General features: G+C 55.4%; 17 protein-coding genes. 5 read left to right on the top strand and 12 right to left on the bottom strand.

What is annotated here, in order from left to right; genetic code table 11:
- Window positions 1-41 precede the first annotated feature (41 nt).
- From ACMGGE_RS16000 to yiaK, 4 genes are all read right to left on the bottom strand, one after another.
- Entirely contained in the window at window positions 42-1,361 is a 1,320-nt protein-coding gene (locus tag ACMGGE_RS16000) for an MFS transporter (protein WP_025910539.1), read from the bottom strand.
- Between the two features lie 43 nt (window positions 1,362-1,404).
- Window positions 1,405-2,331, bottom strand: a complete 927-nt coding sequence (locus ACMGGE_RS15995; protein ID WP_420293944.1) for a DUF4862 family protein — start codon at window positions 2,329-2,331, stop codon at window positions 1,405-1,407.
- Window positions 2,332-2,482: 151 nt separating this feature from the next.
- Window positions 2,483-2,950, bottom strand: coding sequence for a YhcH/YjgK/YiaL family protein (locus ACMGGE_RS15990; RefSeq protein WP_167214666.1), 468 nt, complete (start codon window positions 2,948-2,950; stop codon window positions 2,483-2,485).
- 10 nt (window positions 2,951-2,960) lie between these two features.
- The gene (yiaK, locus tag ACMGGE_RS15985) at window positions 2,961-3,959 is read right to left on the bottom strand and encodes a 3-dehydro-L-gulonate 2-dehydrogenase (protein ID WP_048226569.1); all 999 of its coding nucleotides are present in this window, start codon (window positions 3,957-3,959) and stop codon (window positions 2,961-2,963) included.
- A 224-nt stretch (window positions 3,960-4,183) separates the two neighbouring features.
- Between yiaK and yiaJ the strand changes: the two genes are divergently transcribed.
- Complete coding sequence (gene yiaJ, locus ACMGGE_RS15980) at window positions 4,184-5,002, top strand: IclR family transcriptional regulator YiaJ (RefSeq protein WP_021242452.1); 819 nt, start codon at window positions 4,184-4,186, stop codon at window positions 5,000-5,002.
- Window positions 5,003-5,005: 3 nt separating this feature from the next.
- The gene (locus ACMGGE_RS15975; RefSeq protein WP_420293943.1) at window positions 5,006-5,461 is read left to right on the top strand and encodes a 4Fe-4S dicluster domain-containing protein; all 456 of its coding nucleotides are present in this window, start codon (window positions 5,006-5,008) and stop codon (window positions 5,459-5,461) included.
- Here ACMGGE_RS15975 and ACMGGE_RS15970 read toward each other — a convergent pair.
- The 4 genes from ACMGGE_RS15970 to ACMGGE_RS15955 form a co-directional block, all read right to left on the bottom strand.
- Entirely contained in the window at window positions 5,445-7,163 is a 1,719-nt protein-coding gene (locus ACMGGE_RS15970; protein ID WP_420293942.1) for a ShlB/FhaC/HecB family hemolysin secretion/activation protein, read from the bottom strand. The genes ACMGGE_RS15975 and ACMGGE_RS15970 overlap by 17 nt on opposite strands.
- Window positions 7,164-7,253: 90 nt before the next feature.
- Entirely contained in the window at window positions 7,254-8,474 is a 1,221-nt protein-coding gene (locus tag ACMGGE_RS15965) for a collagen-like triple helix repeat-containing protein (RefSeq protein ID WP_262811464.1), read from the bottom strand.
- 305 nt (window positions 8,475-8,779) lie between these two features.
- Window positions 8,780-10,036, bottom strand: coding sequence for a valine--pyruvate transaminase (avtA, locus tag ACMGGE_RS15960; RefSeq protein WP_196352840.1), 1,257 nt, complete (start codon window positions 10,034-10,036; stop codon window positions 8,780-8,782).
- Between the two features lie 196 nt (window positions 10,037-10,232).
- A complete protein-coding gene (locus tag ACMGGE_RS15955) occupies window positions 10,233-12,263 on the bottom strand; it encodes an alpha-amylase (RefSeq protein ID WP_420293941.1) in 2,031 nt (676 codons plus the stop codon).
- A gap of 313 nt (window positions 12,264-12,576) precedes the next feature.
- Between ACMGGE_RS15955 and ACMGGE_RS15950 the strand changes: the two genes are divergently transcribed.
- Complete coding sequence (locus ACMGGE_RS15950) at window positions 12,577-13,401, top strand: protein bax (RefSeq protein ID WP_048028064.1); 825 nt, start codon at window positions 12,577-12,579, stop codon at window positions 13,399-13,401.
- Window positions 13,402-13,440: 39 nt separating this feature from the next.
- Here ACMGGE_RS15950 and xylR read toward each other — a convergent pair whose 3' ends face one another.
- From xylR to xylF, 4 genes are all read right to left on the bottom strand, one after another.
- The gene (xylR, locus tag ACMGGE_RS15945) at window positions 13,441-14,619 is read right to left on the bottom strand and encodes a D-xylose utilization transcriptional activator XylR (protein ID WP_420293940.1); all 1,179 of its coding nucleotides are present in this window, start codon (window positions 14,617-14,619) and stop codon (window positions 13,441-13,443) included.
- A 33-nt stretch (window positions 14,620-14,652) separates the two neighbouring features.
- A complete protein-coding gene (xylH, locus tag ACMGGE_RS15940) occupies window positions 14,653-15,834 on the bottom strand; it encodes a xylose ABC transporter permease XylH (RefSeq protein ID WP_045907874.1) in 1,182 nt (393 codons plus the stop codon).
- Window positions 15,812-17,353, bottom strand: a complete 1,542-nt coding sequence (locus tag ACMGGE_RS15935; RefSeq protein WP_048226578.1) for a xylose ABC transporter ATP-binding protein — start codon at window positions 17,351-17,353, stop codon at window positions 15,812-15,814. The genes xylH and ACMGGE_RS15935 overlap by 23 nt, the downstream gene beginning before the upstream one ends.
- Window positions 17,354-17,425: 72 nt before the next feature.
- Window positions 17,426-18,418, bottom strand: coding sequence for a D-xylose ABC transporter substrate-binding protein (gene xylF, locus ACMGGE_RS15930; RefSeq protein WP_008502746.1), 993 nt, complete (start codon window positions 18,416-18,418; stop codon window positions 17,426-17,428).
- A gap of 371 nt (window positions 18,419-18,789) precedes the next feature.
- On the opposite strand from xylF, the gene xylA reads away from it, so the two are divergent.
- Window positions 18,790-20,112, top strand: coding sequence for a xylose isomerase (gene xylA, locus ACMGGE_RS15925; RefSeq protein WP_086374966.1), 1,323 nt, complete (start codon window positions 18,790-18,792; stop codon window positions 20,110-20,112).
- A gap of 61 nt (window positions 20,113-20,173) precedes the next feature.
- Entirely contained in the window at window positions 20,174-21,628 is a 1,455-nt protein-coding gene (gene xylB, locus ACMGGE_RS15920) for a xylulokinase (RefSeq protein ID WP_420293939.1), read from the top strand.
- Window positions 21,629-21,657: the final 29 nt, after the last annotated feature.

The raw sequence follows: 21,657 nt of genomic DNA, 5'->3' as shown, positions 1-21,657 counted from the left end.
TTTTCTCCCTCTCCCCGTGGGAGAGGGCTGGGGTGAGGGCATCAGGCCGCACGTTTATGGGGATTTACCGTGGGATTGGGCTCTGCCCCGGCATCGCATTTCGCCGGCAACAGCAGGGCCAGCAGCGACGCCAGCGCGAGTGAAACGGCCAGGCAGTAGACGCCCGCATCTTTGCTGTACAGGGTGATCAGCACGCCAACGGCATACGGGCCGCAGAAGCCACCGAGGTTGCCCAGGGCGTTGATCACGCCGCGCGCGCCGCCCGCCATCTCTGCGCTAAACAGTCTTGCCGGGATCGTCCAGAACACGCCGGCGGCGGATTGCAGGAAGAAACCGCAGCCCACCAGTGCGGCATAGGCCAGCCAGATGTTTGCTTTCAGGGCTACGGAGAGGAACATGCAGAGCGCGAAGCCAATCAACGGCAGGGAGACAAACAGCTTACGCTTGCCGGTGCGGTCAGAAAGCGAGGAGAACAGGAACATGCCCGCAATGGCGCCGATGTAGGGCAAGATGGCGAGCATCCCCACCTGACCAATGCTGGTGTGCGTCAGCTCCTTCAGAATGGTCGGCAGCCAGAGGGTGTAACCGTAAATCCCGGTCTGATAGAAGAAATTCAGGGCGATCAGTTGCCACATGGTTTTGTCAGACAGCACCGCGCTGAGCGAGGCATTTTTCACCTCTTTTCCGGCGATGGCCTGCTGTTCAGCCGCCAGCGTTTGTACCAGATAGTTTTTCTCTGCCGCTGAGATCCAGCGGGCCTCCTGCGGACGGTCGTAGACCGTGAATGCCCAGAGCACCAGCACAACAATGGACATCAGACCTTCAATGATGAACAGCCAGCGCCAGTCAAGTGCGGTGATAATCCAGCCCGACAGCGGGGCGGTGATTATCCCGGCGATGGGTACGAACATGATCACAATTGCGTTGGCGCGACCGCGTTCGGCATCCGGGAACCAGTTGCTGATCATGGTGAGCACAACGGGTAGCATCCCGCCTTCCGCCACGCCGAGTAAGAAGCGCAGCACCAGCAGCTGGTACTGATTCGTCACGAGACCCGTGAGCACCGAGATCACCGCCCAGGCGACCAGTGACCAGCCGATAAATTTCTTGCCGCTACCGTGCACCGCAATCTTGCCGCCGGGTACCTGCAGGAACAGATAGCCGATAAAGAATATGCCGCCCGCGAGGCCTGCCATGGTGGCGGTAATACCTAATTCTTCGTCCATCCCTCCCGGCATTGCAAACGCGATATTCACGCGGTCCATATATGAAATAATACAGGCGATAAGAATAGGAGGAATGATTCTTAGCCAGCGCTGGCGCGGAATATCCGCATGTAGAGCATGAGTAGAAATATTCATAGTTAATCTCTCAGTAGGTAACCGGAATAAACTTTTCTTATTGTTATTGCGTTGCTTTATTCATTGCGCTAATACCGTCGCGCAAAATGGCGATGCGATGGCTGACATCAGCATTAGCATTTATTTCCAGTAATTTAATACCGGAGAATTTCAACGTTGCGGCGCTCGCCGCAGTAAAGAGTGCTTTTGCACGTTCAGTGGACATCAGACTGTCGGCACAGAAGGAGGAAAATGGCGCGTGCAGATCCTGCCATTCACCGTATTCCCCACCGGGGGTGGTGCCTGAAAACATCAGCGCACCCAGTTTCCCGGCATTAAGCGCGGCCTGAACGTGGTCAAGGGGAAGGGTAGTGTTACGGCCTTCGATGGCCGACCGCGCCCAGTTGATGCAGATGCTGATATCCGTGTCTTTCACCACCTCCAGCACCTGCTCCAGGGGCAGGAAGCCTTTACGTGGTGCGGCGCCGGTCATGGCATCGCAGTGTTCCAGCACCAGATCGCAGTCCCAGTCCCAGCCCGCGATTTCCCGAACCGAGCGGGAAAACGCTTCTGTAGCCTGTTCGACGGAAGCATTGCCCGCCTGCGGGGCGGCCTGCATTTCCAGAGCAATCACTTTGCCTGGATAACGGGCATTCACGGCGTTAATTTTCTGGTGCAAATGTCGGTAAAAGTCCACGCACGCTTTACGCTGCGTGTCGTCAGCCGAGGCCAGGCCAAATGCGCCGTTGCTGCCGCGGCGGCGCATGGTTTCCATTACTGCCGTGACCACGATTTGCCAGTCCCCCGGGGTATGGCGGAACAGCCATTCGTCACCAAGGGGATGAAGATTTTCAAGGCAAGGCTGTTCCAGCCCGCGAATATTCGGCGTGTCGGAAAGTTCCCGCCAGAAGGTTTGTTCTTCTTGTTCCCCTTTCTGGTGAAACGAGGGTGCGCAGGGGTACGCACCAATAATAAAACTGGTGTTGGTCATTTCGCGTTCCTGTATTTATACCCGTCATACTTCAAGTTGCATGTGCGTTGGCTGCGCTCGTTCACCCCAGTCACTTACTTATGTAAGCTCCTGGAGATTCACTCTCTTGCCGCCTTCCTGCAACTCGAATTATTTAGGGTATCTCAGAAAATTAATCTAATTCGCTGATTGCCACTTTCACCACAATTTTACGAATTGTGGTTTCCTTGTTTTTAATACAGCCAGGACGGTGCACATCCTGCGGAAAAAATATGGCATAGCTGCCGGGTGTCATTTCGATAAACGACTCATTTTCACTGTCGTGATAAAAAATAATATCGCGCTGTTCCAGCAATGATTCGCTTATTTCGTTATTACCGGTATCAATCGCGATACCGATTTTCTCTTCACCCCAGGCCAGGAACTGGATATCCAGATAGCGGCGATGCACTTCCGGGCGATTCTCATGCAGATCCTTTGTTGTCAGATCCAGAACCTGGGCAAAAATGTTGCGACCTTCAATTTCTACTACGCCTGGCGCCAGGAGAGAGAAATCCGTCGTGCGCAGAAAATGAAGGGCTTTTTCAATTGCCCGCGGCAGGCGACACGGATTTGGCTGGGAAATATGTCCGAATATCATGGCCCACTCCTTACAGAGACTGGATTTTCGCCCACACGCTGTCGTCAACCGTGATGCCGTTGCGGCGGTTCTCTTCAAGCAAACGGGTAAATTCATGCCCCGGCAGGCGGATGGCGACATTCTCATCCGCGCGTTCGGCGGTGGTGATGAAGTCCATAATGCGCTGCAGTTTGGCATCGCGGGTTGGGCCATCGATCAGGCGATCCACCTCAATGGCGATGAAGATCTGCGATACGCCGTACTCGTCGCTGTTGTCCTGGGTCACTTCCGCGACGGAAGATCCGTTTGAGAGCAGGGTGGCGATCATATCGAGGACGATGGATAAGCCGGACCCTTTCCAGTAGCCCATGGGCAGAATACGGCGGTTTTTCTCGATCACGCCCGGCTCTCTGGTGAGGTGACCTTCGTCGTCAAAGCCGCCATCTACCGGCAATGCGCGCCCGGCCAGGCGGTTCACCTCCAGCATGCCGTAGGAGAACATCGACATCGACATGTCGACCATGGTGATAGGGTTCGACGGAATGGCAACGATCAGCGGGTTCGTGCCGATGCAGCACTCTTTTGATCCCCACGCGGGCATCACGGCAATCGAGTTGGTCCAGCAAATGCCGATATAGCCCTTCTCCGCCGCCTGCCAGCCGTAGCTGCCGCCGCGCATCCAGTGGTTCGCGTTACGCAGTGCCACCAGACCAATGCCGTGATCGGACGCCAGCTCGGTGGCGCGATCCATCATCTTCTTCGCCGTCAGGTTGCCAATGGAGCGCTGCGCATCCCACTGTTCGATGGCGCCTAATGTCATCACCCGTTTGGGCTGGGCGTCAGGAATGATATCCCCTGCATCAAGCTGCTGAATAAAGCGCGGGAAGCGGTTCACACCATGCGAATAGACGCCGGATTCCGTGGTGCGGGCAAACATCTCGGCGCAAGCGTCTGCGGTTTCCGCTTTTATGCCGCGATCGAGCAGAACCCGATTGAACGCCGCTTTCAACTCTTCGAAGGTCACTTTCATCCCTGTTCTCCTGTTCTTTTAAGGGCAAGTGTGAGTGCTTTTTTATCGCTAAATTCCACTATGCGAAATCTGATTTCAAATATAGCGATCAAATTTTGTCAGATCAACGACATTCATGTTTTTCAAAATCGATTAAAATCAACTGGTTGTGTTTTTTCTGTTGAGATCGTGAACTGACCCACACTTTGCGCTACCATCAGGTCGCGATGAAAAGGAGCCATGTAATGAGCATGAAAGAGAGCGAAATGACGCAAGAAAAAGAGAGGCCAGCAGGCAGCCAGAGCTTGTTTCGCGGCCTGATGCTGATTGAGATCCTCAGCAACTATCCGAACGGGTGTCCGCTTGCGCATTTATCGGAACTGGCGGGGCTGAACAAGAGCACCGTGCACCGCTTGCTGCAGGGGCTACAGTCGTGCGGGTACGTGACCCCGGCACCCGCCGCGGGAAGCTATCGCCTGACCACCAAATTTATCGCCGTCGGGCAAAAGGCGCTGTCGTCGCTGAATATCATTCACGTGGCCGCTCCGCACCTCGAAGCGCTGAACATTGCGACCGGCGAGACGGTGAACTTCTCCAGCCGGGAAGATGACCACGCAATCCTGATTTATAAGCTCGAACCGACAACCGGTATGCTGCGCACGCGCGCCTATATTGGCCAGCATATGCCGCTTTACTGTTCCGCGATGGGCAAGATCTACATGGCGTTTGGCCATCAGGATTACGTGGCGAGCTACTGGGAAAGCCACCAGGAACAGATCCAACCTTTGACGCGCAACACCATCACTGAACTGAGCGCCATGTATGATGAACTGGCGGAAATTCGCGATCGCAGCATGGCGATGGACAAAGAAGAGAACGAGCTGGGCGTCTCCTGTATTGCCGTACCGGTGTTTGATATTCACGGCCGCGTCCCGTATGCGATCTCTATCTCGCTATCGACGTCGCGCATGAAGCAGGTGGGCGAGAAGAACCTGCTCAAACCGCTGCGCGAAACGGCAGAGGCTATCTCAAAAGAGCTGGGTTTTAACGTACGCGAGGCGTAACAGATGAACCGATTTATCATGGCGGATGCGGAAAAATGCATCGGGTGCCGCACCTGTGAAGTGGCCTGTGCGGTCGCGCATCAGGACGATTTCATCGCGCAGGCTTTTATCTCCCGCCTTCGGGTGGTGAAAGGGGACGACTACACAACGGCGGTGGGGTGTCATCAGTGCGAGGACGCCCCCTGTGCCAACGTCTGCCCAACCCATGCCATCAGCCGTACGGCGGTCGCCTGGCTTGTTGAGCAGACGCGCTGTATTGGCTGCAAGAGCTGTATGGTCGCCTGTCCGTTTGGGGCGATGCAGGTACGGCTGGTGGGAAACAGGGCACAAGCGCTGAAATGTGATTTGTGCAGTCATCGCGAAGGCGGACCGGCCTGCGTGGAGGCCTGTCCAACCCACGCGCTGCGCTGCGTTGATCCTGTCAGTATTCGGGCTGAAAGGCTTACTGCATTTTATTGAAATTCCACGTAAATGTCAGACTGTAGCGCCAGTCTCTGTTGCGACTGTCTGTCGGAACATCCCCTACGGGTCTTGCCGCCTCAACCGTGACGCTATAGTGGCGGGTATCGCCTACCATCACGCCGGCCGCCACTGACCCGAGCCGCTGATGAGGCAAGCCGGAGGTGTTAAACCAGGTTTGCGCGGTATCGGCCAGGATGTAGGGCTGGATTGTGGCAAGCCAGGTACTCTCTTTTCGCATCTGGATATAGCGCAGTTCTACCTGCCCGCCATAGCCGTAATCACCGCTTGCTTCACTGTCCTGGTATCCACGGCCAAACCGCTGGGCACCGAAGCTAACGCGTTCAGGTTCTGGCAACGTGTTATTTGACCAGTCACCCTCCCAGGACGTTGAAAGCCGCCACTTGTCGGCAAACAGCCTGGCTGCGTCCAGATAGCTTTTCGTGAGCGTAAAATTCATATCGGGTCTGGGGGCCGAGACGATATCGGCACCCATCGCATCAATGCCCTGACGCACGTTGAGTCGGCCGCTGATGCTGGCGGTTGTGAACTGATGCGCACCATTAACGCCCACTTCCAGCGCCGGATAACGCGCGTGCTGGTTGACGGAGTCCAGACGATAGGTTTTGCCCTGCAGTCTGGCCTGAAGAGCATAATCATCCTGGCGGTCGGTGTAATCAAAACCGCCGGTCAGATTAATTTGTGATTTTTGCGTCAGCAGCAGGGGATAGCCAAACGTCACGCCACCGTTGTATTGCGTTGTTTTTTGCTTCGAATCGACGCTGATATTATTCGGCAAAGAGAGCAGGGGCGAAAAATCTCGCGGATCTTCGCGGTAATAGCTGCTTTTGAGCTGCATCGTCAGCCCTTCATCGTTTAAAAACTGCTGCCAGTTGAGCCCGACATAGTTTTTTCGCGTGTTGCTATCTAACGGCACAAGCGTGGCCACGCCAAGCTGATCGCCATAACTTGTCATGTTGCTGAGCGTGCCGTTCAGCATCATTAAATCTTGCCCTTTACGGGTATCGATCGTCGAGGCGATATTCCAGCTCCGCTCCTGGTTGCCGGTTATTTGCATTGCCGCCGCGCCATAAATATTGGTTGGCAACTGTGCGTTAGCCGTGACCGGAACGTTCGGGGTGCGCGTCATCAGTTGGCTGTAGCGATCGAACGTATCCTGAGACAGCGGTTTTTCCGCCATGATTTTTTCGGACAAACGTTTAAGGCGTTCGGCGATGTGCGGGTTATTACTGGTGATGTCGCTGTGAGCGACATAGCCTTCAACCAGAACAATTTTAATATTCCCCTGCTGGAAATTATTATCGGGCAGCCACGCATAGGAGAGCGGAAAACCGTCAGCCTTATAGCGCGCCGTAATATCGTTTACCAGCCCGGTGAGCGTTTTTAGCGGCACGGTTTTTCCGGCGTAAGGCCTGAAGGGCTGAAGTAATTCCTGCAAGGGATAACGCGTGCCGCCAATAAACTGAATGTGATTAATGGTAATGGGCGTTTCAGGCGTCAGCGTTGACTGCGGTTTTTCTATTTTGACTTTCGGCTGAGGGACGGCCTCCGTCTGTTCGGGGGCAACGTTACGAGAAACTTGCGCCGGGTTATCAGGGTTAATAATAGAGGGCAGTGTATCGGCGCGGGCCATGCTCAGCACAACCAGCCCCGTCAGCGAAAAAAGGAAGTGGTGTTTCATCGCGCTATCCCTGTTCATCATTCCCGGTTAGGGGGAGTGTCGCTGTATAAAGCGCCCCTGAACCAGGGGCGCAGAATGACAATAAGCAGGTTACTGTTTTGGCGTCAGCAGACCGGTGGTTAACGTGTTGAGTCCGTTAATCGGATTCGCTGTTGACGTATTTTGACTTGATGTTGTTGCTGCGTTGGCCGTAACGCCTGCAGTCAGGGTATTGAGGGTCGTATTGACCGTTGCACCCAGACTGTTGTTCGTGGCCGCCACATTTGCATTGGCTGTGAGAGAGCCTGAACTTCCTCCCGTTGTCGAAGAGGCGGGTTTGACCAGCGTACCGCTATCCGTGACCGTCTGGCCGACATTTTGAACGACCTGACCGACACCGCTAAGCCCGCTATTGCTGCTGCTAATGTTGGTCCCCACGCCGCTGACGGTGCCACCCACCTGGGTCAGCAGACCGTTGACCGGTGTGCCGAGACCCGTTGTGGTGCCTACGCTTTGCGTCACGCCTTGTACCCCGCCCAGCGTCTTGTTAGCCAGGGTCGTGGTATCGGTTGTTACCTGAGTGACCGCAGGGCTGCTTACCGTGTTGGTGAGACCCGTGCCGGTGTTACTGACCAGTTGCCCGGTGCTGTTGACCACGCTGCCCGTCAGTCCGGTTACGCCGCTGACCGGTGTTCCGGAAGTGGAGCTCGCCAGGCCCGTGCCTACTGTTGAAACGGTATTGCCAAGGGAGGTGACGGACGTGGTCACGCCTTTAACCGTTGTGCCCACACCGTTCGGGTTGTTTGGATCGCCAACGCCAGTCGTGACGCCTGTCCCCACGGTGGACACGGCACTGCCAACACCGCTGACGGTGGTTGAAACGGTTGATGTGACGGGATTATTTGTCGGAAGCTGGCTTCCAAGGCCATCCACCGTGGATCCGACGCTGGTTACGGTTTTACCGGCATCACCCAGTATCGTATTTACGCCTGCGGTAGTGGTTCCGCCACCGCCCGTGTTGCCTGTTCCGGTTCCTCCGCTGCCATTGCCTCCTGAGCCTGAGCCCGATCCTGAACCAGAACCCGTTCCGCCACCAGCGCCTGTCCCGGTACCTGAACCCGTCCCGGTACCTGAGCCGTTGCTGCCCGAACCGCCATTGTTCGCGGTCGTGCCACTTCCATCACCTGAGCCGCTGCTGCTTCCCGTCGCAGGGTTATTTTTGGCCGTTGAGTGATGAGAGCCGCCACCGCTTCCACTGCAGGCAGAAAGAGAGAACGCGAGCAGTACCGCAACAGCGATAGCGCTGATGCGACTAACATTATTAGGTAGCATATGAATACTCCACGCAAAAGAACGCCGAGCGGCGTATTAGTGAGTATATGCCCTATTTTTAAATATGCATGAAAGTGGCTCGGAAAGGTATTTCCCTGAGCTGCAGAGGGTTGTTTCAAAATAACAATAAGTTAAGATCTTTAATCGATGCTTAATTATTGAGGGGAAAGTTAGCGAGCGTAAATTAAAGGGATATTCCTAAGGAAACTCAAGGGGGATGATAAATAAAGCGCTACAGGATATATCCTTAATATAAGATTCAGATCACGGAAAAATAAGGCTCTTCATTTGAAGAGCCTTATTATTTAACAATGGCCTTCGCGCCAGGCTTTTTCGATCTCTTCGGCGAGAATTTTAACACCCGCTTCGATTTTCTCCGGATCGGGGACGTAGTTCATGCGCATGCACTGATGGGTATGCGGCCACGGCTTATCCAGACCTGGGAAGAAATAATCGCCCGGCACCATCAGTACGCCGCGCTTTTTCAGGCGCTGGTAAAGCAGTTCGGTGGTGATAGGTAAATCCTTAAACCACAGCCACAGGAAAATCGCCCCTTCCGGTTTGTGGATAAGACAGCGTTCTTCCGGCAAATAGCGACGAAGTGTCGCGATCGTCTCCTGAACGCGCTGGTAGTAGAAAGGCTTAATCACGTCATTCGACAGACGCAGCAGGTCCTTGCGTTTGATCATCTCGCACATCATCGCCGGGCCAATGCCGCCCGGAGAAAGGCTGATAATGCCGTTCATATTGGTGATGGCGGTGATGATTTTCTCATTAGCGATGATGATGCCGCAGCGGCTGCCTGGCAGACCCAGCTTAGAGAGGCTCATGCACAGGACAATGTTCGGGTTCCACAGCGGACGTGCTTCGCTGAAGATAATGCCCGGGAACGGTACACCGTAGGCGTTATCGATCACCAGCGGGATGCCGTGCTGATTTGCCAGCGCATCCAGCTTCATCAGTTCGTCATCAGTGATCACGTTGCCCGTTGGGTTAGTCGGGCGCGATACGCAGATCATGCCCGTCTCTTCGCCAATATGCAGGTGTTCGAAATCGACGTGATATTTGAACTGGCCTTCCGGCAGCAGCTCAATGTTCGGGCGCGCGGAGACGAACAGATCCTCTTCCAGGCCGGAATCAGCGTAGCCGATATACTCCGGTGCCAGCGGGAACAGCACTTTTTTGGTGGTGCCGTCGGCGCGACGTCCTGCGAACAGGTTAAACAAGTAGAAAAACGCGCTCTGGCTGCCGTTTGTTAGTGCAATATTCTGTGGTTCGATATCCCAGCCCAGCTCGTCACGCAGCATTTCGGCGAGGAGTGCCAGCAGTTCGGTTTTACCCTGCGGGCCGTCGTAATTGCAAAGCGCATCGGTTGCTTTGCCGCTTTCCAGCATCTGAGCGAGCAGGGTCTGGAAATAGGTATTCATCTCCGGGATTTGAGCCGGGTTTCCGCCGCCGAGCATGATTGCGCCCGGTGTGCGCAGCCCGTCGTTGAGGTCCTCCATCAGGCGAGTAATGCCTGAATGGCGGGTAAATTTGTCGCCGAAAAGTGAAAACGTCATAGCAGGTGATCTGTCGAGCTTATTTTGAAAGTGGGTAACCATAACGCTAGCACCGTGTTGGTGCAAATCGGGTGGTGTGGTTGGATTTGTTGTTTTATAGGGCAGTCGTGGGCTTGTGTAGTGAATAGTTCTGGTGGAATTCCCCTCACCCCGGCCCTCTCCCCTCAGGGCAGAAGGTTAGGGTGAGGGGTTTGATCTATTGATTACCCGCCCATACCACCATCACCTTATCGCCCTTGTGCTCGCGCACGAAGCCATACCCCTCTTTTAGCGACAGCGTGGTTTGTTTGCCTTCACCAATCGCCGGGTGACGGGCGCGGAACTGACCCAGCGTTTGCCAGTGGGCGACGGTTAAGGCCTGCTTGCCCGTGACGTCCTGCCAGTTCATATCCGAGCGAGTGCCCTGTAGCGGGTCGGAGCCTGTCGGCCCGAATGGACGCTCGGACTCATCCCCGTAATAGATTTGCACGCTGCCCGGTGCCAGCAGAAGCAGCTCCGCCGCGCGCTGACCCCCTTCGCGGAACAGGCGCGTATCGTGGGATGAGAGGTAGCTCAGCACGTTGAAGCTTTGCAGTTTCTCCGCCATCTGCTGCCAGGTGAGATCCATATCGGCCAGACAATCCACCGCTTTTGCCGCCTGCTCCTGATAATCAAAGTTAATCATCGCATCAAAACCGTGGCGGTAATAATCGCTCTGCATGACGCCGTGGCCCCAGGATTCCCCGGTCATCCAGAACGGTGCGTTGTCGAGCTTTTTATCCGGGTGAGCACCTTTCCAGGCGGCCAGCGCCTGGCTTGCCTGGTCTTTCAGCTGTTGCCAGGCCGCAAGCTCAACGTGTTTCGCGGTATCCACCCGGAAACCGTCGATGCCGTAGTCACGTACCCACTGGCTGAGCCAGTGGGTCAGGTAGTCGCGCGGGGTATAGCCCGGAATCGCTTTCGCGTGGGTATCGGGCTTGTGTTGGTAGAAATTGGGTAGCCCGGAAGGGGCGGTGGATTCCGTTTTCAGGTCGGGCAGGAACGCCAGCGACATCGTTAAATCGTCGAAGCCGGGATTATCGTAATCACCGATGTCGGTACGGATCCATTTCTTGCCCCACCATTTTTCCCATGCGGCCTTGTCGCTGAAGTTGATATAGTCGTTGAAGCTATGCCAGGTCTGGCCTGCGCCAGGCGTCCAGTCCGTCCAGCGTTCTCCCAGCGTCTTTTTCAGTTCATCACCCTGAAGGTACAGGGCACCAAACTGAAATTCCTGCATGTCTGCCAGCGTGGCATAGCCAACGTGGTTCATGACGATATCAAACAGGATGCGAATGCCGCGCTTATGCGCCTCATCAACAAGCTGACGCAGGTCATCCTCGGTGCCCATGTTGGCATCGAGCGTTGTCCAGTCCTGGGTGTAGTAGCCGTGGTAGGCATAATGCGGGAAATCACCTTTGGTTCCGCCGCCTACCCAGCCGTGGATCTGCTCAAGCGGGGAGCTTATCCAGAGCGCATTCACCCCCAACTGCTGCAGGTAATCGAGCTTGCTGGTCAGCCCCTTTAGATCGCCACCGTGGAACGTGCCAATCTCCTGCATGCCGTCTTTATGGCGGCCATAGCTGTTGTCGTTGCTCGGGTCGCCATTTACATAGCGGTCGGTCAGTACAAAATAGACAGTGGCGTTTTGCCAGCTAAACGGTGCCGGCTTGTCGGTTTCGGCGCGCTCAAGCAGCAGCAGGCCGTTACTGTTGGCGGCTGGCTGCAGGGTGATTTTCCCATCTTGTACGGTCGCCGTCTGTTTACTGTAGTAGTCGCGCACGACGGAGCCTTCCGGGAAGGTATGGCTGACGTCCAGCGTTAGCGGCTTACCGTCCCACTTCGGACACTGGCGGATAACGTTGGCCACCGGCTGTTCTGTCGCGCTCTGAACCGCCAGCAGCAGGGTGGGCGTGCCGGATCGGGTATCAATCCGCATCTGGTATTCACCGTCGCGGAAAAGGCGCCACTGCGGCGGAGCGCCGTCACAGGGCTTGAGCGACAGCATCTCATTGAGTTTTATCGCGCCTGTGGGCTGCCAGCACGTCTTGTCAAAACTCAGCGTAAGAGGACGCGTACCCTTCGCAAGCTTTGCCTGGCTGGTGAAAATCCCGGTGCCCTCGGCGCGAAATGCGCCAAACCCCGGCGATGACCAGTCGGCATGTGCCAGTGCGGGTAACATCAGAAAGGCTATTGCGGTGCGTTTCATTCCTGGTTCCTGTCGCGGATTTTTTGACCAGTGTGCCAGCAGGCGGGCGGGAAAAACTCATCCCCTGTCGCTTTCTGCCAGGAGGATGCGTGAGGATGAGTGATCTTGCGCAAAATTAGGCAGTTATCTGCGATAACGCACACATTTTTCCGGAAATGATGTTTTTATGAGCAAGTTTCAGGTGACATAGTTTCGGAATTGGACTATTTCTATACGTGCTCTTGAAGTCTATTTTTGATATGATTTGAGATTCCGCTCTCAAATTTGTGAAAAAATAAGGTGTTAGGATGATTACATCCGACCAGGAGACCTAATGATATCGACTCCCATTCGACGATATGGGGCTGCGATACTCATGTTACTCACCACGGCATTTTCGGGTGAGGTGCTTGCGAAGACGCACACGGATACAACGAGTAAGAAAGCCCACGTAATAAAGACGACAAGTAGTAAGGTTAGCAGTAAACAAGAGTATTCTCGCAATAGTGCAAAGAGTAGTTCACTTCCTGATTTGCGAAAATACCCTTCCGGAACACCAAGGAAAAAAGCGTTTCTCCGGACGGTAATGCCTTACATCACGAGTCAAAATGCCGCGATTACTGCGGATCGTAACTGGCTGATTTCCAAACAGTACGATAGCCGCTGGTCGCCGTCAGAGCGCGCGCGTCTGAAAGATATCACGAAGCGCTACAAGCTGAGCTGGAACGGTAACACGCGTCGTGTTCCGTGGAATGCTCTCCTTGAGCGTGTGGATATCATCCCGGGCAGCATGGTTGCGACCATGGCTGCAGCCGAAAGCGGCTGGGGAACGTCCAAGCTTGCGCGTAACAACAACAACCTTTTCGGCATGAAATGTGTGAAAGGCCGTTGTACTAATGCGCCCGGCAAGGTGAAAGGCTATTCGCAGTTTGAATCCGTAAAGGATTCCGTGAACGCCTATGTGGTGAATCTGAACACGCACCCGGCCTACTCATCGTTCCGTAAATCACGCGCTCAGCTGCGTAAAGCGGACCAGGAAGTGACGGCCAGTACGATGATCCACAAGCTGAAAGGGTATTCGACGAAGGGACAGAGCTATAACAACTATCTGTTCGCTATGTACCAGGATAACCAGCGCTTAATCGCCGCTCATATGTAATCTCAAAAAAACGCCTTCCACTGGAAGGCGTTTTCTTTTCTAGATCAGCACCTCGCTGTGGCGATCCCGATACTCCTTCGGCGTGGTGTCATACTCTTTGCGAAACACTGAATAAAAATATTGCAGCGACGGGTAACCGCACATCTGCGAGATTTCGTTGATCGACAGCGACGTGGAGATGAGCAGGCTGCGTGCTTTCTCCAGCTTTTCAGCATGGATGACGGCATGAATGGTTTCGCCCACCTCTTCTTTAAAACGCTTCTCCAGATTCGAACGCGAAATGCCCACCGAATCCAGCACCTGATCGACCTTAATCCCTTTGCAGGCGTGGTTGCGAATATAGTGCATGGCCTGAATGACGGCCGGGTCGCTTAAGGAGCGATAATCGGTTGAGCGACGTTCTACGACGCGAACCGGAGGCACCAGCAGGCGCTGAAGCGGCAGAGATTCTTTATCCAGCAGGCGATGCAGCAGCTTCGCTGCCTGATAGCCCATCTGACGCGTGCCCTGGGCAACGGACGAGAGCGCCACGCGGGACAGGTAGCGAGTAAGCTCTTCGTTATCGATGCCAATCACGCACAGTTTTTCGGGCACCGGAATGTGTAAGTGTTCGCAGACCTGCAGCACGTGCCGCGCGCGGGCGTCCGTCACGGCAATAATGCCGGTTTGCGGCGGCAGCGTTTGCAGCCAGTCAGCGAGACGGTTTTGCGCGTGCTGCCAGTTTTCCGGGGCGGTTTCCAGCCCCTGATAGACCACGCCGCGATACTTCTCCCGTGCGACCAGCTGGCAAAATGCGTGTTCACGCTCAACGGCCCAGCGCTTGCCGCTGGTGGCGGGTAAACCATAAAACGCGAAGCGATGGACGCCTTTCTCTTTTAAATGGAGAAACGCGGCCTCGACCAGGGCATGGTTATCGGTGGCAATATAGTGAACCGGCGGATAGTGTTCGGGCGAATGGTAGGAGCCGCCGACGCCCACGATCGGAACGTCGACGTCGGTCAGCAGTTGCTCAATGACGGGGTCGTCATAGTCGGCGATAACGCCATCGCCCAGCCAGTCTTTGATGTTCTCCAGACGGGTGCGAAAATCTTCCTCAATAAAGATATCCCACTCGGATTGCGACGCCTGCAAATATTCACCCACGCCTTCTACCACCTGACGGTCGTAGGCTTTGTTGGCATTGAATAACAACGTAATGCGGTGACGCTTTTCAAACATGGCTCACTTCCCAATTAAGTCACAATACCGTTATCAGGCCCGTCGCTTGGTGGCCGAGTCCATCCAGACTGCCAGTAAAAGAATGGCCCCCTTGACGATATACTGCCAAAACGTCGGGACGTCCATCATACTCATCCCGTTATCCAACGACGCCATGATAAATGCCCCCATCACCGCGCCCGCGACGCTGCCGATACCCCCTGCGAGGCTGGTGCCGCCAATAACGCAGGCGGCGATAGCATCCAGCTCGGCGATGTTACCGGCAGAGGGGGAACCCGCCCCCAGACGCGAGCTGAGGATCAACCCGGCGATGGCGACCATCAGGCCGTTAATGGCGAAGACCGCGAGTTTGGTGCGTTCAACGTTAATGCCCGAGAGGCGGGCAGCCTCAAGGTTGCCGCCGATGGCATAAATACGGCGGCCAAACGCGGTGCGCGTGGCCATAAACATGCCGCCCAGCAGTAAAAGCGTCAGCAGCAGCACGGGGGTCGGAACACCGCGATAGTCGTTTAAAAGCCAGATGGCGCCCAGCACAATGACGGCCGTGAGCGCCTGACGTCCCACCACCGACGTGGATGCTGGCGACGCCAGCCCCAGCGCCTGACGACGCATGCGTCCACGCCACTGCCACGCGACAAATGCCAGCAGCCCCGCCACGCCGATGGTAAAGCCCACACCATCCGGGAGGTAGCTCTGACCAATCTGCGACATGGCCGCGCTGGTCGGGGAGACGGTGGTACCGTTGGTGATGCCGATTAAGATCCCGCGGAAGGCCAGCATCCCCGCCAGGGTGACAATGAACGACGGCACTTTACGGTAGGCTACCCACCAGCCGTTCCAGGCCCCCAGAACCAGCCCCAATACCAGCGTGACCGCCACGGTCAGCGGCAGCGGCCAGCCGAGCCAGACGTCAAAAATGGCCGCCACGCCGCCGAGGAGCCCCATCATTGAACCGACCGACAGATCGATTTCCGCGGAGATAATCACGAACACCATGCCCACGGCCAGGATGCCGGTGATAGCGGTCTGGCGGAGCAGGTTGGAGACGTTACGCGCGCTCAGGTACGAGCCATCCGTCATCCAGGTAAAGAAGAGCATGATGACGATAATTGCCGCGATCATCACGAACACCTGCAGGTTCAGCGCTTTTAGTCCTGCGAACGCACCGGGCGTCGGAACGGCGACTTTGATATCAGACGGATTGCTTTTCGACATGACGTTCGCTCCTTAAAGCGGCTTCCATCACCTGCTCCTGCGTCAGGTTCTGGTTAATCAGGTTGGCTTTCAGTTTTCCCTCGTGCATGACCAGTACACGGTCGCTCAGGCCGAGCACTTCGGGTAACTCAGACGAAATGACAATGACGGCAATCCCTTGCTGTACAAGCTGATTAATCAGTTTGTAGATTTCATATTTGGCACCGATATCAATTCCGCGCGTCGGCTCATCAAGGATTAATATGCGTGGATTGAGAAGCAGGCAGCGCGCCAGAATCGCCTTCTGCTGGTTGCCGCCGCTCAGGCGGCCAATGGCCAGTTCCGGTGAGGAGGTTTTGACCTTCAATCGGGCGAGTGACTGAAGGATGCACTGCTGCTCGGCGGCATCGTCCAGGCTGCTCAGCGCGCCGGAGAAGCGATCGAGCGCCGCCAGCGTAATGTTTTTCCCCACCGCCATAACCGGCACGATGCCGTCTTTTTTGCGGTCTTCCGGCACCATGGCAATTCCGCGGGCGATCGCCTGCTGGCAGTTGTCGATTTTCACCGGCTGGCCGTCGATATAAATCGTGCCCTCCCAGCGCCCTGGCCACACGCCAAACAGACACTGTACGGCCTCCGTGCGCCCGGCGCCGACTAACCCGGCGATACCGAGGATTTCGCCGCTGTGCAGAGAAAACGAGACGTTATTCACACGCTTGATGTGGCGGTTAACGGGGTGCCACGCGGTCAGATTTTCCACGCGCAACACTTCATCACCTTTGGTGTGAGGCTCATTCGGGTAGAGCGCCGTCAGCTCGCGTCCTACCATCATGGTGATGATGTCATCCTCACTCATGCCCGCGGCTTCACGCGTGCCGATGTGCTGCCCGTCGCGGATCACGCAGATGGTGTCCGAAATGGCTTTAACCTCGTTCAGTTTGTGCGAAATGTAGATGCAGGCGATGCCGTGATTTTGCAGATCGCGAATGATATCGAGCAGTACCGCAGTTTCCTGTTCGGTGAGCGAGGCCGTGGGCTCATCAAGGATCAGCAGCCTGACCTGTTTATTGAGCGCTTTAGCGATTTCAACCAGCTGCTGTTGCCCCAGTCCCAGGTCGCCCACGCGGGTATCCGGTGAAATGCTGAGACTCACCTGCGCGAGCAGCTTTTCACAACGTAGCGTCATGGTGTCGTAATCCAGCACGCCGTGGCGGGAAATTTCGGCCCCAAGGAAAATGTTCTCCAGCACGGTGAGATGCTTCACCAGCGCCAGTTCCTGGTGGATGATGGCGATGCCTTTACGTTCGGTATCACGAATGTGAGTCGCCTGGATAACTTCGCCAGCAAAAACGATTTCGCCTTCGTAACTGCCATACGGGTAGATCCCGCACAACACTTTCATCAACGTTGACTTGCCTGAGCCGTTCTCGCCACACAGCGAAACGACTTCGCCGGGATTCAACCGGAGACTGACGTTATCGACGGCTTTCACCGTGCCGAAGCGCTTGGTGATGCTTTTCATTTCAAGTAAATAAGGCATAACTGCTCCACATAAACCGAGGGAAGAACAGTACAACGTGATGCGCCCCTGCAAAGCAGGGGCCGCGCCGGATTACAGTTCGCTCTTCTTATGGAAGCCGTCTTTAATGACGGTGGCGTCAATGTTCTCTTTATTGACTTCAATAGGGGTGAGCAGGCGAGCCGGAACGTCTTTCAGCCCGTTATTCAGCGTTGCGTCTGCTTTAGGTTGCTTGCCATTGCCCAGTTCCACGGCGATTTCCGCCGCCGTATTGGCAAGCTCGGTAATCGGTTTGTAGACCGTCATGGTTTGGGTGCCTGCGATAATGCGTTTTACGCCAGCCAGATCGGCATCCTGTCCAGAAATGGCGACTTTACCCGCCAGCCCCTGGGCGCTTAATGCCTGAATCGCACCGCCTGCGGTGGCATCGTTGGAGGCCACAACCGCATCAATTTTGTTGTTGTTGGCCGTCAGCGCATTTTCCATAATCTTCAGCGCGTTTTCTGGCAGCCAGCCGTCGGCCCATTGATCGCCAACCACTTTAATTTTCCCGTTGTCGATGTACGGTTTAAGGACCTTCATTTGCCCTTCGCGGAACAGCTTGGCGTTGTTATCCACCGGAGAGCCGCCCATCAGGAAATAATTGCCCTGAGGCACTTTGTCGATCAGGCTTTGTGCCTGTAATTCGCCGACTTTTTCATTATCGAACGAAATATAATAATCAATGTCCGCATTATTAATCATGCGGTCATAAGCCAGCACTTTTATGCCTTCTTGTTTGGCTTCTTTTACCACGTTACTTAATACCTGGCCGTTATAGGGGATAATGACCAGCACATCGACGCCACGGTTAATCATATTCTCGATCTGCGACATTTGCGTTTCTTCGTTGCCGTTAGCCGACTGAACAAACACGTTTGCGCCGAGGGATTCCGCTTTTTTTACAAAGATATCGCGATCTTTTTGCCAGCGCTCCAGACGCAGGTCGTCAATCGCCATGCCAATTTTGACCTCTTTGGCATGACCGGCAAAACTGGCAAGCAGGAGCGTAGTGCAGAGCGTTAGGGTCAGGTTCTTTATCTTCATAATTATTAGGCCTTTTTGTAGGGGTATGTGTTGCTGAGATAAAAGAAACATTCACTGCTGAGACGCAGCAAATTTTTAACGCGGAAAGGCGGGCTGGCAATTACAGATTTTTATCTTCTCATTACGATATTTGGTTTATTTCTGAATTTATGACCGCGATCGGATTTTAAAATACGTAACGTCTTAATTACATTTGATTCTGGAATTCGCGCCGAAAAATAGTTTGTCTGCGCATTATTTTGCGAGCCAGCGCACAGTTGTGCATTCTCTCAATAGCAGTGTGAAATAACGTAATTGAGCAACCCAAAATGTCTATTCACTATTACTCCTGTATCAACGACTCGCCGCATACCCTGATTATGGAGCTCAATATGCAAGCTTATTTCGACCAACTCGATCGTGTTCGTTACGAAGGCCCGAAAACGACCAATCCTTTAGCATTTCGTCACTACAACCCGGATGAGCTGGTGCTGGGTAAGCGCATGGAAGATCATCTGCGCTTTGCCGCCTGTTACTGGCATACCTTCTGCTGGAACGGCGCCGATATGTTCGGCGTGGGCTCCTTTGACCGCCCATGGCAGCAACCGGGTGAGGCCATCGAACTGGCAAAGCGCAAAGCCGATGTGGCGTTTGAGTTCTTCCACAAGCTGAACGTGCCGTACTACTGCTTCCATGACGTCGACGTGTCGCCGGAAGGCGCATCGCTGAAAGAGTATCTGAACAACTTTGCGCAGATGGTGGATGTACTGGCGGCAAAGCAGCAGCAAAGCGGCGTGAAACTGCTGTGGGGCACGGCAAACTGCTTCACAAACCCACGCTACGGCGCGGGTGCGGCAACCAACCCGGATCCGGAAGTGTTTAGCTGGGCGGCCACGCAGGTGGTGACGGCAATGAATGCCACGCATCAGCTGGGCGGCGAAAACTATGTCCTCTGGGGTGGCCGTGAAGGATATGAAACGCTGCTGAACACCGATCTGCGTCAGGAGCGCGAGCAGATTGGCCGCTTTATGCAGATGGTTGTCGACCATAAGCACAAAATCGGCTTCCGCGGCACGCTGCTGATCGAGCCGAAACCGCAGGAACCGACCAAGCACCAGTATGACTACGACGTGGCGACGGTGTATGGCTTCCTGAAGCAGTTCGGTCTGGAAAAAGAGATTAAAGTGAACATTGAAGCCAACCACGCCACGCTGGCGGGCCACTCTTTCCACCACGAGATCGCGTCTGCGATTGCGCTGGGCATCTTCGGCTCGGTCGATGCTAACCGCGGCGACGCGCAGCTGGGCTGGGACACAGACCAGTTCCCGAACAGCGTGGAAGAGAACGCGCTGGTGATGTACGAAATCATCAAAGCGGGTGGTTTCACTACCGGCGGCCTGAACTTTGACGCCAAAGTGCGTCGCCAGAGCACCGACAAATACGATCTGTTCTACGGCCACATTGGTGCGATGGACACCATGGCGCTGGCGTTGAAAGTGGCGGCTCGTATGATTGAAGACGGCGAGCTCGATAAACGCGTGGCGAAGCGTTACAGCGGCTGGAACAGTGAGCTGGGCCAGCAAATTTTGAAAGGTCAGTTATCACTTGCGGACATCGCGAAGTACGCTGAACAACATCAGCTTGCACCGCAGCACCAGAGCGGGCACCAGGAGCTGTTGGAAAATCTGGTCAATCACTACCTGTTCGATAAATAACAGCACGTAGGCCCGGTAAGCGTTAGCGCCACCGGGCATTTCTGTTAAAGGAGTCACCGTAATGTATATCGGGATCGATCTTGGCACATCGGGTGTGAAAGCCATCCTGTTAAGCGAACAGGGCGAGGTGTTAGCAACGCAGACGGAAAAGCTGCAGGTTTCACGTCCGCATCCGCTGTGGTCGGAACAGGACCCGGAGCAGTGGTGGCAGGCAACGGATCGTGCAATCAAGGCGTTAGGTGAACAGCATTCTCTGCGTGACGTGAAAGCGCTGGGGATTGCCGGGCAAATGCACGGTGCAACCTTGCTGGACAGCGAACATCGCGTGTTGCGTCCTGCGATCCTCTGGAATGATGGCCGTTGTGCGGAAGAGTGCGCGCTTCTTGAGGCGCGTGTACCCACGTCTCGTGAGATCACCGGCAACCTGATGATGCCCGGCTTTACCGCCCCCAAGCTGCTGTGGGTGCAGCGACACGAGCCGGAGATTTTCCGGCAGGTGGCGAAAGTCCTGCTACCGAAAGACTATCTGCGCTTTCGTATGACGGGCGATTTCGCCTCCGACATGTCAGATGCCGCCGGCACGATGTGGCTCGACGTGGCGAAACGTGACTGGAGCGAGGCGATGCTGGATGCCAGCCACCTGACCCGTGAACACATGCCCGCGCTGTTCGAAGGTAGCGAGGTAACAGGCACACTGCTGCCGGACGTTGCGGAACGCTGGAATATGCCTGCCGTACCGGTGGTTGCCGGGGGCGGTGACAACGCTGCGGGTGCCGTGGGCGTCGGCATGGTTGAGGCAGGGCAGGCGATGCTGTCTCTGGGAACGTCTGGCGTCTATTTTGCCGTCAGCGATGGCTATCGCAGTAATCCCGAAAGCGCTGTGCACAGTTTCTGTCATGCGCTTCCGGGAAAATGGCATTTGATGTCGGTGATGCTGAGCGCGGCGTCCTGCCTGGACTGGGCGGCGAAACTCACCGGCATGACCGACGTGCCTGCGCTCATTGCGGCAGCACAGCAGGCGGATGACGCTGCGGGTGCCGTCTGGTTTTTACCGTATCTTTCTGGAGAACGTACGCCGCACAACAACCCGGAAGCGAAAGGGGTGTTCTTTGGCTTAACCCATCAGCATGGCCCGGCAGAACTGGCGCGTGCGGTTCTGGAAGGGGTGGGGTATGCGCTGGCTGACGGAATGGACGTGGTCCACGACTGCGGCCTGAAACCCGCAAGCGTCACCCTGATTGGCGGCGGTGCGCGAAGCCCTTACTGGCGACAAATGCTTTCGGATATCAGCGGGTTGCAGCTGGATTTTCGTACGGGAGGGGATGTTGGCCCCGCGCTCGGCGCCGCGCGTCTGGCGCAGATAGCCATTCATCCGGAACAACCGCTTTCGCAACTGCTGCCGCAGCTTACCCTTGAGCAGGCGCATTTCCCTGACGCGGCAAACCATGCGCGGTACGCGGAAAGGCGCGCGGTATTCCGTAAAATCTATCAGCAGCTGCTGCCGCTAATGTCGTAAACACGCTTGTCCGACCGCGGCACGAGGAT

Origin of the sequence: Enterobacter sp. BNK-22, from assembly GCF_048684805.1 — a bacterium.
GTDB classification, from domain to species: Bacteria; Pseudomonadota; Gammaproteobacteria; order Enterobacterales; family Enterobacteriaceae; genus Enterobacter; species Enterobacter quasiroggenkampii.
Note: the sequence above shows the minus strand (reverse complement) of the source record. Positions and strands in the feature narration are given on the sequence as shown.